Origin of the sequence: Neisseria sp. HMSC15G01 (genome assembly GCF_001808255.1) — a bacterium.
Lineage (GTDB): Bacteria > Pseudomonadota > Gammaproteobacteria > Burkholderiales > Neisseriaceae > Neisseria > Neisseria subflava_A.
Map to the genome: position 1 here is coordinate 61,528 of NZ_KV792654.1, position 12,337 is coordinate 73,864.

Annotated in this window: 11 protein-coding genes; 5 read left to right on the forward strand and 6 right to left on the reverse strand. The window is 50.8% G+C overall.

Translation table 11 applies throughout. The features are described from left to right. Window positions 1-338 precede the first annotated feature (338 nt). Window positions 339-1,385, forward strand: a complete 1,047-nt coding sequence (gene argC, locus HMPREF3139_RS00550; protein WP_070459450.1) for an N-acetyl-gamma-glutamyl-phosphate reductase — start codon at window positions 339-341, stop codon at window positions 1,383-1,385. 76 nt (window positions 1,386-1,461) lie between these two features. On the opposite strand, the gene HMPREF3139_RS00555 is transcribed toward argC, so the two are convergent. Continuing rightward, entirely contained in the window at window positions 1,462-1,737 is a 276-nt protein-coding gene (locus HMPREF3139_RS00555; protein WP_003680156.1) for a hypothetical protein, read from the reverse strand. Between the two features lie 261 nt (window positions 1,738-1,998). Between HMPREF3139_RS00555 and HMPREF3139_RS00560 the strand changes: the two genes are divergently transcribed. The 3 genes from HMPREF3139_RS00560 (at window position 1,999) to HMPREF3139_RS00570 (ending at window position 4,167) form a co-directional block, all read left to right on the forward strand. Then, window positions 1,999-2,685 (forward strand): S24 family peptidase, encoded by a 687-nt coding sequence (locus HMPREF3139_RS00560; RefSeq protein ID WP_003680158.1) that lies wholly within the window; start codon window positions 1,999-2,001, stop codon window positions 2,683-2,685. A gap of 132 nt (window positions 2,686-2,817) precedes the next feature. Further along, entirely contained in the window at window positions 2,818-3,156 is a 339-nt protein-coding gene (gene erpA / locus HMPREF3139_RS00565) for an iron-sulfur cluster insertion protein ErpA (protein WP_003680162.1), read from the forward strand. Window positions 3,157-3,492: 336 nt separating this feature from the next. Continuing rightward, complete coding sequence (locus tag HMPREF3139_RS00570; protein WP_070459453.1) at window positions 3,493-4,167, forward strand: hypothetical protein; 675 nt, start codon at window positions 3,493-3,495, stop codon at window positions 4,165-4,167. Window positions 4,168-4,246: 79 nt separating this feature from the next. Here HMPREF3139_RS00570 and HMPREF3139_RS00575 read toward each other — a convergent pair whose 3' ends face one another. Then, on the reverse strand, window positions 4,247-6,436 hold the full coding sequence (locus HMPREF3139_RS00575; protein WP_070459456.1) for a primosomal protein N': 2,190 nt from the start codon (window positions 6,434-6,436) through the stop codon (window positions 4,247-4,249). 135 nt (window positions 6,437-6,571) lie between these two features. On the opposite strand from HMPREF3139_RS00575, the gene HMPREF3139_RS00580 reads away from it, so the two are divergent. Then, window positions 6,572-7,363: a DsbC family protein gene (locus HMPREF3139_RS00580; protein WP_070459459.1), complete on the forward strand. Its 792-nt coding sequence runs from the start codon at window positions 6,572-6,574 to the stop codon at window positions 7,361-7,363. A 139-nt stretch (window positions 7,364-7,502) separates the two neighbouring features. Here HMPREF3139_RS00580 and HMPREF3139_RS00585 read toward each other — a convergent pair whose 3' ends face one another. From HMPREF3139_RS00585 to HMPREF3139_RS00600, 4 genes are all read right to left on the reverse strand, one after another. Continuing rightward, entirely contained in the window at window positions 7,503-8,186 is a 684-nt protein-coding gene (locus tag HMPREF3139_RS00585; RefSeq protein WP_070459462.1) for a 2,3-diphosphoglycerate-dependent phosphoglycerate mutase, read from the reverse strand. Window positions 8,187-8,288: 102 nt separating this feature from the next. After that, the gene (locus HMPREF3139_RS00590; RefSeq protein WP_070459465.1) at window positions 8,289-9,041 is read right to left on the reverse strand and encodes a class I SAM-dependent methyltransferase; all 753 of its coding nucleotides are present in this window, start codon (window positions 9,039-9,041) and stop codon (window positions 8,289-8,291) included. A gap of 48 nt (window positions 9,042-9,089) precedes the next feature. Further along, window positions 9,090-10,718, reverse strand: a complete 1,629-nt coding sequence (locus tag HMPREF3139_RS00595) for a sigma-54-dependent transcriptional regulator (RefSeq protein WP_070459467.1) — start codon at window positions 10,716-10,718, stop codon at window positions 9,090-9,092. Further along, on the reverse strand, window positions 10,711-12,297 hold the full coding sequence (locus HMPREF3139_RS00600; protein WP_070459470.1) for a two-component system sensor histidine kinase NtrB: 1,587 nt from the start codon (window positions 12,295-12,297) through the stop codon (window positions 10,711-10,713). The genes HMPREF3139_RS00595 and HMPREF3139_RS00600 overlap by 8 nt, the downstream gene beginning before the upstream one ends. Window positions 12,298-12,337: the final 40 nt, after the last annotated feature.

Below are 12,337 nucleotides of genomic sequence, written 5' to 3' on the forward strand. Positions count from 1 at the left end.
TATAGTACCAAGTAACTAGTTCTTATTGATGAGAGCTACTCCTTGGATACTTGCCTCCGGTTCTCCAACCCGGGGGCATTTTTTTGCGTTTTTATTTTGTGTCTGTATGAATAGGATAAAGACGAAACACCCACCACAAATCAACAGACAAATCGAACCGCAAACTGCGTTTTCCAAACGCTCAGGCCGTCTGAAATCCTCTCTCCAATATCGTTAATCCCATATTTCAGACGGCCTGTTTAACCGTCCCTTGCAAAGCTTGGCACAAGCACCGCTGACCGACGGCAATTAATTACTATATAATCAAATGCATTGTTACCCTACAAAGGAGCCACACCATGACCACAAAAATTAAAATTGGTATCGTCGGTGCAACCGGTTATACAGGCGTTGAATTGTTGCGCCTGCTCAGCAGCCACCCCAACGCAGAAGTCACTGCCGTCACCAGCCGAAGCGAAGCCGGTATTGCGGTTGCCGACTACTTTCCCAGCCTGCGCAGCATTTACGACCTTGCATTCCAAACGCCCGAAGATGCAGGGCTTGACCGTTGCAACCTCGTGTTCTTCGCCACGCCCAACGGCGTGGCCATGAAAGAAGCACCGGCCCTTGTCGAAAAAGGCGTACGCGTGATTGACCTGTCTGCCGACTTCCGCATCCGCGACATCCTAACATGGGAAAAATGGTACAAAATGACCCATGCCGCGCCGCAACTTGTTTCCCAAGCAGTGTACGGCTTGTGCGAACTTTACAAAGACGACATCTCCAAAGCCATGTTGGTGGCCAATCCGGGCTGCTACCCTACCTGCGTTTCCCTGCCCTTATTGCCACTGCTTCAGGCTGGCCGTCTGAAAACCAACGCGCCTCTGATTGCCGACTGTAAATCCGGTGTTTCCGGTGCAGGCCGCAAAGCCAGCACCCATGCCCTGTTGTGCGAAGCAGGCGATAACTTCAAAGCCTACGGCGTCAGTGGCCACCGCCATTTGCCTGAGATCCGACAAACCCTGTCCGGACTTCAAGATCATGTTTCAGACGGCCTGATTTTCGTGCCACACCTTGTTCCGATGATACGAGGCATGCATGCCACCCTGTATCTGCACCTGCAAGAACATACCGATCCTGAAGCCTTACTGCGCGAATACTACCGCGACAGTCCTTTTGTCGATATCCTGCCTTCAGGTTCGACACCTGAAACCCGCAGCGTGCGCGGCGCCAACCTTTGCCGTATCAGCGTTCAAAGAGCGCCCGATCAAGACGATGTGTGGATTGTTCTTTCCGTCATCGACAACTTGGTTAAAGGCGCAGCCGGTCAAGCCATGCAGAATATGAACATTATGTTCGGTCTGCCCGAAACCACCGGCCTGACTAATGCACCATTGATGCCTTAATATCATCTTATTGAAAACACAAGGCCGTCTGAAACTTTGATTGTTCAGACGGCCTTTATCAATTCATTCACAAACATCACTCATACACCACGCCGGCAAGCATTTCTTCTTCATTCAAGTTGCCGTACTGTTGCTCCCAATCGTGGGTAGCCTCCACCATATCACATTCTTTAGCAAAAGCCAGCAGCCTGCCATCCATCTGATCCAGACTCAAGCTGCCCAAGCGTTCGCATTCCGAAGCCGTCAGATTACCGTCCGCCTCATGCGCCTCCGAAGATCCGAAAGGCAGAGCAAAAAAACCCAGTACCAACGCCAGCAGCACCCAAAAAGTATTTTTACGCGAACGAGTCATTTCACACCTCTCATCATAATCATATAGCAGGTTTAAATCAGAAAAACTAAACCAAATAAAATTAAACTAAGAAAAATCGAACAGAAAATTAGAAATATCGATTTATCTAAGACAAATCGAATAATACTAAGAAAAAATAGAATATGCAATACTTTTTCTTAGATGAAGTAATTTTTTTCTTACAATTTTATAAAAACTAAGGTAAAATACACTCAAATCGTCCAAACCATATAAAAAACATACCTCCATAAAGGCATAAACATGGATACCTTTAAAGACCGCCTGGCTTTCTTATGGAAAGATGAAGCCCGCCAAGCCAAAATCGCCGCCGACATCGATATGACCATCGCCGGATTCAGCCGTATCTGGAACGAAGGCGGCCTGCCGAAATCAGAAACACTAAAAAAAATCAAACAACTTAAAGGCTGCAGCATAGACTGGCTGTTGACAGGCGAAGGTTCTCCCTTCCCCGATTCCGAAGCCCCAAAAGCCACGGCAACCGACACACTGGGCAATCCTGTCGATATAGACGAATTTGTCTTCGTACCGCGTTACGACATCCAGGCCGCAGCCGGACACGGTCAGCTCGTCGGCGACGAACAGCCCATGTTCGCCATGGCGTTCCGACGTTATTGGATTGAAAATTATGTGACGCGCGACATCAAAAACCTTTCCGTTATCTCAGTCAAAGGCGACTCGATGGAAGGCGTGCTGAATGATGGCGACACCATCCTCATCAATCACGGCCAAACCACACCGCGCGACGGCCTCTATGTTTTGCGCCTCAACGAAAACCTTTTGGTCAAACGCCTGCAACTGATACCCGGTGGCATCGTCAACGTCATTTCCGCCAACGAAGCCTACCCTACTTTTGAAATCGACTTGAAAAACCCGACCGACGACGTTGCCATCATCGGCCGTGTCGAATGGTTTGGCAGAAGCATCTAAATCTGACATACTGGTGCTTGAAATTTCTGCCATGCCCTCCATGTAAGCTGGCAGACCCTGTCTGCACAAGCTTGCCTTGACTAACGGTTTGCGCGACAATAGTAAAAATATTCATATAAAAGGAATCACATCATGTCAGACGAAAGCCCTATTATCTTTACTGACAGCTGCTGCACCAAAGTTGCCGACCTGATCGCCGAAGAGAACAATCCCGATTTGAAATTGCGCGTATTCGTCAACGGCGGCGGTTGCTCCGGCTTCCAATATGGTTTTACCTTTGATGAAATCAAAAACGACGACGATTTTGAAATCCAGAAAAACGGCCTGACGTTCTTGGTTGACCCGATGAGCTACCAATATTTGGTTGGTGCGGAAATCGACTACACCGAAAGCCTGCAAGGTTCTCAATTCGTCATCCGCAATCCGAATGCAGAGACAACTTGCGGTTGCGGTTCGTCCTTCTCCGTATAAACAATCCGTTTTTGCCACAAAAACAGGCCGTCTGCATCTTCAGACGGCCTGTTTTTGTGAATTTATTTTAAACAATTTTAGATTTACTTTATAATAATAATATCGGGCGTGAATATTTACTCTACAATAGACATAACATTGGACATGTAGGTTTCCATATAAATAAAAAATTATTGGCCAGCCGATTAACGACACAAAGGCAAACCGTACCTGGTCTGCCTGAGACTGCAGCCTCTGTTTTGGCTCGTATCATAAGCCAAAACAGCTCAAACACAATAACAAAACCTTAGGCTAAACCCATTTGGTTGACGCAGTCGAAATACTCATGGGATATTAATGAACAAACAAGAAAAATTTTTCGACGTATACGTTTCCTATCCTCCGAACACGGATAGGGAGCTCATCCACGCCTGCCTGTATGAGAACCTGCCCGAAAACGAAGTCGAGAGCCTGATTCAAGCCTTGGCTGAGCGTCCGCAAGCGATTGTGGCCGAAAAATGTACCCAAGATGAGCGCGAAAATGCGCAGCATTACTTCAGCTATTTGGGTTTGGACGTGATCGTCCGTCAGTCTATGGAATTGGAAGCAGTTGAAGAAGAAACTGTATCGGCAGCCAATACTCCCGACCCTATCCAATGCCCCGTCTGCATGACGATTATTGACGAACTAGATGCACAGGAATGTAAAACCTGCCACTTTGATTTGACAGAAAAAAATGAGCTGGCCATCCAGCGCAAACGCATTGAATGGCAGGAAAAAATCTCTTTCGAGCATAAAAAACAAACCGAAATTGCCCACAAGCTCAAATACGAACGCGAGCAGGAAGAGAAAAAGCTGCGCAAGAAAATCCGTGCCGAGTTGGAATCCCAATTACGCGAAGAGTTAGGCCAAAATCCTGAGCTGGCCGCACTTGCAGCGAGGAAGAAAACACAGTTTCTGCTTACAATGGCTATCGTATTCGCCGTTTTGAGCCTGCTTGCACTCGGCTATATCGCTGCAAAATTCTTCTAAACTGATTTCAAAACTTAAGGCCGTCTGAAAACAGATTTTCAGACGGCCTTTTATTTCCTTATGGATTGAATCATTTCAATCAAGCCTCTTGCACATCCACATCCACCGACCATCTGATTTTGCCGTCGCGGTTTTGCTGCAACACCTGCACCCACAAACTTACGGCGCGGTGCAAATCCTGTCGGGATGTTGATTCAAGGAAGATTTGCGCGCGTTCGCGTTCAGCGAGGCGCACCATCAGCATCGGAGCGGCACCAAACTGGGAGACGCTTTCGGGCAAAAGCGGAGCGAGGGTTTCTTTAGCGGCGTTGAGAAATTCCATCGCATCGGCAACGCGCGGCGCATCGGCACGGACGGCCGTCTGAAAACCGAAAGGCGGCATGGCGAACATTTTTCGCTCGTTCAATTCGTTTTCGGCAAACACGGCGTAGTCCTGCGCTTTGACGGCGGCGAAGACGGGATGTTCGGGCAGTTGGGTCTGTATCAACACCTTGCCAGGTTTGTCAGCGCGCCCCGCCCTGCCGGACACTTGCATCAGCTCGGCAAACAGCCTTTCCGGCGCGCGAAAGTCCACGCTGTACAGGCTGCCGTCGGCGTTCAACACGATAACGAGGTTGAGTCGCGCGAAATCATGGCCTTTGGCGAGCATCTGCGTGCCGACCAGAATGTCGATTTCGTTGTCGGCGATACGGCGGTACAAATCCGCCCAGTCGTTTTTGTGCGCCGTGCTGTCCCTGTCGACGCGGACGACGGTTGCTTTAGGGAGAAAGGCGCGCAGGGTTTCTTCGACGCGCTGCGTGCCGTGGCCGACGGCGGTCAAGTCTTGGTTGCCGCAGTCGGGGCATTTAAACGGGATGGGTTCGCGGTGGTCGCAGTGGTGGCAGCGTAGTTGACGGGCGCGTTGGTGCAGCACCATTTTGGCGGAGCAGTTCGGGCAGCCGAAGGTATGGCCGCAGTCGCCGCAAAACAGCGCGGGTGCAAAGCCGCGCCGGTTGAGGTACACCAGCGACATGCCGCCTGCTTCAAAGTTCTGTTTCAAAAGCTGCAAGGCTTGCTGAGAGAAGCCGTTGTCGAGTTTCAGACGGCCTACATTAAGTATTTCCACTTGCGGCAGTTGCGCTGAAGCATGGGCGCGCTCGGTCAGTTGCAACAGGCGGTAGGCGCCGCTTTGTGCTTTGTGCCAGCTCTCCAAGCTGGGCGTGGCGCTACCCAACACGACGGGACAGCCGCTCTGCTTCGCCCGCCACACCGCCAAATCGCGGGCGTGGTAGCGCAATTCGTTGTCTTGTTTGAACGAGCCGTCGTGTTCCTCATCGACCACAATCAGCCCGACATCAGGCAAAGGTGTGAACACCGCCAACCGTGTGCCAATCACCAGCTTCGCCTGCCCCAACATAGCGCGCAAATAATCCTGCGTGCGCTTGCCCGCAGCCATCTGGCTGTGCAACACGGCGGTCGGCACATCGGCAAAACGGTTTTCCACCCGCTTCAAAAGCTGCGGCGTGAGGTTGATTTCCGGCAACAAAAACAACACTTGCCGCCCCTGCGCCAACACTTTCGCCATCGCATCGAAATACACTTCGGTCTTGCCGCTGCCGGTGATGCCGTACAGCAAAAACGGTTGAAATTTACCAAAGGCCGTCTGAATTTCATCGGAAGCCTTCTGCTGGTCGGCATTTAATACAAATTCAGAGTGCGAAGCCTGGCCATTACACGACCTTAAAACGGGCTTCGCCGCTTCCGTCGTTTTAATCCAACCCTGTTCCGCCCAATCTTCGATTAATTTCGCCGCCTGCGCGTTCACCTGCTTCAACGCCGCCATCGTCATTTCGCCCGACAGCAACGCGTCCCACAAAGCCGCTTTTTTGTTGAACCGAGCCGGCGGCGGCGTTTGCGCCCTGCCCGCTTCGTTCAAAGCATAAAACAACGGCGGCTGCGGCATTTCCACCGCGCGCGTTTCCTTCAAACCCTGCGGCAGTGCGGCAAACACCGCCTGCCCCATCGGATAGTGGTAATAACGCGACGTAAATGCCAACAAATCACGCCAGCTTTGAGGCAACGGCTTTTCTTCTACAAAGGCCGTCTGAACGCTCAAAATCCGCGCCGTATCCATATTAGGCGCGATATCCGTTTCCCACACAATCCCGACAACGGTTTTATTGCGAAAAGGCACAAGCACCCGCGTTCCCGGCGGAAGCGGCTCGGAATGCGAATAAGTCAAAAGGCCGTCTGAAAGCGGCACGTTTACGGCAATACGGTGGTAGAACATACAAACAAATCAAATTATTTTTTCGTATTTTAACAGCCGAAAGCTATTTTCAGACGATAATTTGAGCCTTAGTACAATGCAGACATGACGGAGGTTTGATACAATGCCTTATTTCAACACACGCAAGTCTCTCGCATGAAAACCAAGTTAATCAAAATCTTAACGCCGTTTGCCGTCCTTCCTTTGTTGGCATGCGGTCAACCTGCCGTATCCAACGCCAACGCAGCGCCTGCACCGGCTGCCAAAGCGGAAGCGCCTGCCGACAAATCCGTTGCCGCTTCTTTGAAAGCGCGTCTGGAAAAAGTCTATGCCGCCCAAGATTTGAAAGTTTTGAGCGTCAGTGAAACACCGATTAAAGGCATTTATGAAGTTGTCGTTAGCGGCAAACAAATCATCTATACCGATGCCAAAGGCGACTATATGCTTGTTGGCGACCTCATCAACGTCAACACGCGCCAAAGCATGACTGAAGAACGCGCCGCCGATTTAAACAAAATCGACTTCGCTTCCCTGCCTTTGGACAAAGCCATCAAAGAAGTACGCGGCAACGGTAAACTAAAAGTCGCTGTTTTCTCCGATCCGGACTGCCCGTACTGCAAACGCTTGGAGCATGAGTTTGAAAAAATGACCGACATCACGATTTATACCTTCATGATGCCGATTCCAAGCCTGCACCCTGATGCCGCGCGCAAAGCCGAGCTGTTGTGGTGCCAACCTAATCCGACCCAGGCATGGATCGACTGGATGCGTAAAGGCAAACTCCCAAGCGGCAAAGCAAACTGCGAAAACCCTGTTGCAAAAACCACTTCATTGGGCGAACAATTCGGCTTCAACGGTACACCAACCGTGGTCTGCCCTAACGGCCGCAGCCAAAGCGGTTACAGCCCTATGCCTCACCTCAAAGAAATCATCGAGAAAAACCAGTAATACTTTTCAGGTTTTAATCTCCATAAAGGACGCTTTACGCGTCCTTTTTTCATTTCGTCCGCCATCAATTGCTTTCAGACGGCCTCAAACAGACAAATACAAAAAAGGACGTGTCCGCCACGTCCTTTTTCCCTTTACCTTACAGGTAGAATTTTTCAATTACTTTCAGGTTTTCATCCAATTTGTACACCAGCGGCTGACCGGTTGGGATTTCCAAGCCCATGATGTCTTCGTCGGAAATGCCTTCGATGTGTTTGGCCAAAGCGCGCAGGGAGTTGCCATGTGCCGCAACCAATACACGTTTGCCGCTCAAGATGGCCGGAGCGATTTGGTCTTCCCAGAAAGGCAGGACGCGCTCAAGGGTAACTTTGAGGTTTTCGCCATCAGGTACAACATCGCTAGGCAGGTTGGCATAGCGGCGGTCGTTGTGGGCGGAGTTAGGGTCTTTAGGATCGAGCAGCGGAGGCAGGGTGTCGTAGCTGCGGCGCCAGATGTGGACTTGCTCGTCGCCGTATTTTTCTGCAGTTTGCTTTTTATCCAAACCTTGCAGCTGGCCGTAGTGGCGCTCGTTCAAACGCCATGATTTGATTTGTGGAACAAACAGTTGATCAGATTCTTCCAAAACGATGTTACAGGTTTTGATGGCACGAGTCAGAACGGAGGTAAAGGCGATGTCGAACTCGTATCCCTTCTCTTTCAGCTTTTTACCTGCTGCTGCGGCTTCTGCCAAACCTTGCTCGCTCAGCTTGACGTCGCGCCAGCCGGTGAAAAGGTTTTTCGCGTTCCATTCGCTTTGTCCGTGACGGATGAATACTAATTCCATGATAGTTTGCTCCAATGAAGTTTGGGAAAGGGTATTTATATCACACTTTGCCACCGCACTGATAACACCGGCGGTTTCTTTTGATATGTTGCAAGTTTGCTTCTAGTCTTCAGACGGCCTTGTCGGAAGGTAAACGTCAAACCGCGTGCTTTTGCCTGTGTATTGATAAGCAGGTTTGCGCCCGTCAAGAAATTCGCCCAAGCGCGGGCGTTTGACGACAATACGCTTTTTGGCGGTATTCAATGCCACATCCAATAACTCGGCTTCATCTTGTGCCGAGCCGACCAAGTCGTGAAAGTAAGCCATTTCTTTTTTCACAGCGGCGGTTTTGCGACGCTCCGGGTACATCGGGTCAAGGTACACCACATCGGGTCTGCCGTTTTTCGTTGCCAATTCCTGCATTAAATCAACGGCATTGCCGAAGTGCAAAGTAATACGCTGGGCAATCTCCCGTGTCTCTTCACTTTGCACTGCCCTGTTGAGGCCGTCTGAAAGTAGATAGGCAACGGCAGGATTTTGTTCAAAAGTTTGCACCTTCAAACCCAACGAGGCAAGCACAAAACTGTCGCGCCCCAGTCCGCCGGTAGCGTCCCAGACAGTCGGTTGCGCAGTGTGGTTGATGGCTTTGGCAATCAATTCGCCTCCGCCTTTAGTACGCCGATAATGGGCGGCACCGCCATCAAAATCAACGCGGACACGGCCTTTTTCACCGGCGCGGCACAAGCTGATGCCGCTTTCGTCAGCGATAAGGAAACTGCCTTCTTCAGGCTGCCGGTCGATAACGGTCAGCCCGAAAGGCGCAGCAAGGCTGCGAAGTTCGGCAGATGTGGTTTCGTCAAAATAAATCTTGTACATAAGGCTTATGTTTCAGACGGCCTTGAAAACTCAGGCCGTCTGAACGTTTTAATTGATGTCTAGGCGTTCCATGCGGTAGCGCATAGAGCGGAAGCTGATGCCCAAAAGTTTGGCGGCTTGGGTACGGTTGTAACGGGTTTGCTGCAAAGCCTGCTCGATGATGCTGCGTTCCACTTGGTCAAGGTAATCCTGTATCTGCATGGTACGCGGATCAAACGGCGGAATGGGGCTGTGATTGAGCATAGTTTCGCGCGCATCAGGTTCGGCAATATCGTCAAAGGAGAAGCCGCTGCGTTCTGCCTTAACCTGAGGGGCGTTTTGAATCTGCAAGTCGTCCACTTGTATCACTTGGCCGACCGTCAGCGCAACGGCGCGTTCGAGGATATTCTCCAACTCGCGGAAGTTGCCGGGATAGCTGTAATGCAACAGGGCTTCTTGGGCTTTCGGGCTGAGTTTGTAGGTTTGATTGCCGTGACGGTGTTTATACAGCAGATACAGAATCAGCGCGCCCAAGTCTTCGCGCATTTCGCGCAAAGGCGGCATGTGTAGAGTGACAACGTTGAGGCGGTAATACAAGTCCTGACGGAACGCGCCGCTTTCAACCAAAGCTTCGAGGTTTTTGTGGGTCGCACAAATAATGCGCACATCCACAGAGGTTTCCCGCGCATCGCCGATACGGCGCACGGCTTTTTCTTGAATGGCACGCAGGAGTTTGACCTGCATGGCAAGCGGCAAATCGGCAACTTCGTCAAGGAACAAAGTGCCGCCGTCAGCATGTTGGAAAAAACCTAAACGGTCTTGATCCGCGCCGGTAAAACTACCTTTTTTGTAACCGAAAAATTCGCTTTCCATCAGGTTTTCAGGAATGGCACCGCAGTTGACGGCAATAAACGGTTTGTCGGCACGGTCGGACAGCTCGTGAATCGTGCGCGCTGCCTGCTCTTTACCCGTACCGGACTCTCCGGAGATATAAACGGGAACAAGGCTGTGGGCCAATCTGCGAATCAGGTGGCGTACTTCGACCATTTGCGGCGAGGTGCCCAACAGGCGCGGCATATCGTCCTCGCCTTCCAATATGGGTGCGTCTTGTTGCAGAGCAGGATTAATGCTGCCGGCCGAAAAACGCTCTTTTAAGGAATTGAGCCCTTCCGGAACAGTCAAAGGCCGGTTAAATTCGCTCTGTACGCTCTTAGGAGGCGTCACGACAGGCTTGGCCGGCTGAGGGTCGGGTTTATACAGGGCGGCAGAAACAGGCGCAGGCTGCGATTTGACTTTTTCAGACGGCGTGGGTTCGGCAGTATTGTCTGAAACCGATACTGCCGATTTAACCAATGAACGCAACTGCGACAGCGTAATCGGTTTTTGCAGATAATCAAACGCCCCTGCTTTCAAGGCTTCAACGGCTTGGTCGGCATTGCCGAAAGCCGTAATCACGGCGACGGGTGTGTCGAGCATCAATTCATCGATGTATTGGACAACCTCGAGGCCGGAGCCGTCAGGCATACGCATATCAGTCAACACCAGTGAATAATCGTTGTTGTCCAGCTTGTCTTTGGCTTCTTCAACACCAGCCGCAGTATCGACGCGCAGACCCATTTTCATCAGGGTCATTTCCATCAGGTCGCGGATGTCTGCCTCGTCATCGACAACCAAAACCGGCTCTTGCAATTTATTCATCCTGCACTTGCTCCTTCGGTAAAATCAATTCAAACCCGTTCATTTCAGGGTGATAATGCAGCTGCCCCATATTGGCGTGTGCCAACTCGCGTGCGACATAAAGCCCTAAGCCGGTGCCTTGTTTTTCGGTGGTGTAAAACGGCTCAAACAAATGATTTCGTACATCGGGCGGAACGCCTTTGCCGTTGTCCGCTACTACGATGGAAATATGCATCCTGCCGCTTGAACGGATCAGGACGGTAATGGCGTTTTCGTCCTGACGGCTGTGTCGCCACGCATTGTTGCACAAGTTCCACATCACTTGCTGCAAATGCATGGAGTCAACCAATACGGTCAGGTTGTTGCCGTCCATATTCATGCGCAAACAGCCGATGGCATCGGGATTATTCAAGGTAAATTCCTGCTTGAATTCCAACCAAAATTTCATCAGATTAATCGGCTGGCGGCTGATGTTGTCTCGTTTGTTAAGCAGGGATACATCTTCCAACATCTTGTCGATGCGTTGGATATTGCTGTCGATGATGTTGTAGAGCTTGGCCTTGAGCGGATCTGCCTCATCACCCTCTTGCAACAAATCGCTGGCATGACGGATGGCGGACATCGGGTTGCGGATTTCGTGGGCAAGGTTGGCAGTCAACTGTCCAAGCGAAGTCAGCTTGGTGGACATGGCCTCCGCAGCCACTTCACGCAATGAACGGACGTACAACATCAGCAGCTCGGTCTGCTCCTGAATCAGCGGAACGGCACGGACGTGCATGGCGTGTTGGAAAATATGGATATCGGTTTCAAAAGGTTTGTCGGGTTGACGTTGCCAGCGTGCGACTAGCTCGCCAAACACGATTTCCTGCTGATCGATAATCAGGCTGGGGAAATAGATTTTTGCCTGTTTGTTAAACAGCCACACGCGTTGGGTCGCATCAATCACCACAACCGCTTCCTGTACGCGGTTCAAAACCAAATGGTTCAAGCCGCTGATACGGCGGTAGGCCAGTTGATGGCGGCTGGCGGACTCTGTGGCCTGCTCCAAATAACGGGCGGCAAACGATGTCAGCATCGCCACCAGATAGCCTGCGCCGATCAGCATCGAAGAATTCACCATTGATTTTGCGTCCCAATTAAATGAATCGAAACGCATACTGCCATCTAAAAACAGGTTCAAAATAAACAACATTGCCGTATAGCCTGCATACAGCATAGGATAGTGGCCATAACTGAGCAGACACGACGTGGCGACAAACGGCAAAACCAAAATCCCGAAACCAGAAGCCGTACCGCCGGAGATATACACCAAAACCATCATCATGGTGATGTCGACCACGGCACTGGCATTGGGCAAATCCAAAGACTGCCACTGCCAGCCCGGGCGGAACACGGAGAGCATAATCAGGAGGAAATACAGCGTTACCCAGATATAAAACTCAACGTCCGGCAACGAAATGCCAATCAGGTTGCCGCCTGTGTAGCTGCCGAAAGCGTGCAAAACTAAAAGCGGTAAGACGATGGCTATTCGGGCAATGTTGATTACACCGGGAATCCGCTCCCTCAGATTACCCAGTTCTTGAAGATTGGCTCTGTTCATAAGTGAACCTTTTTTATTATCATGCAATGTCGTATAAATT

What these genes read in the sequence shown, in the direction of transcription:
- HMPREF3139_RS00560 (WP_003680158.1), top strand. Translation starts at nt 1,999, where the DNA reads ATGGATACCTTTAAAGACCGCCTGGCTTTCTTATGGAAAGATGAAGCC.
- HMPREF3139_RS00595 (WP_070459467.1), bottom strand. Translation starts at nt 10,718, where the DNA reads ATGAATAAATTGCAAGAGCCGGTTTTGGTTGTCGATGACGAGGCAGAC.
- HMPREF3139_RS00575 (WP_070459456.1), bottom strand. Translation starts at nt 6,436, where the DNA reads ATGTTCTACCACCGTATTGCCGTAAACGTGCCGCTTTCAGACGGCCTT.
- HMPREF3139_RS00570 (WP_070459453.1), top strand. Translation starts at nt 3,493, where the DNA reads ATGAACAAACAAGAAAAATTTTTCGACGTATACGTTTCCTATCCTCCG.
- argC (WP_070459450.1), top strand. Translation starts at nt 339, where the DNA reads ATGACCACAAAAATTAAAATTGGTATCGTCGGTGCAACCGGTTATACA.
- HMPREF3139_RS00555 (WP_003680156.1), bottom strand. Translation starts at nt 1,737, where the DNA reads ATGACTCGTTCGCGTAAAAATACTTTTTGGGTGCTGCTGGCGTTGGTA.
- HMPREF3139_RS00600 (WP_070459470.1), bottom strand. Translation starts at nt 12,297, where the DNA reads ATGAACAGAGCCAATCTTCAAGAACTGGGTAATCTGAGGGAGCGGATT.
- erpA (WP_003680162.1), top strand. Translation starts at nt 2,818, where the DNA reads ATGTCAGACGAAAGCCCTATTATCTTTACTGACAGCTGCTGCACCAAA.
- HMPREF3139_RS00590 (WP_070459465.1), bottom strand. Translation starts at nt 9,041, where the DNA reads ATGTACAAGATTTATTTTGACGAAACCACATCTGCCGAACTTCGCAGC.
- HMPREF3139_RS00585 (WP_070459462.1), bottom strand. Translation starts at nt 8,186, where the DNA reads ATGGAATTAGTATTCATCCGTCACGGACAAAGCGAATGGAACGCGAAA.
- HMPREF3139_RS00580 (WP_070459459.1), top strand. Translation starts at nt 6,572, where the DNA reads ATGAAAACCAAGTTAATCAAAATCTTAACGCCGTTTGCCGTCCTTCCT.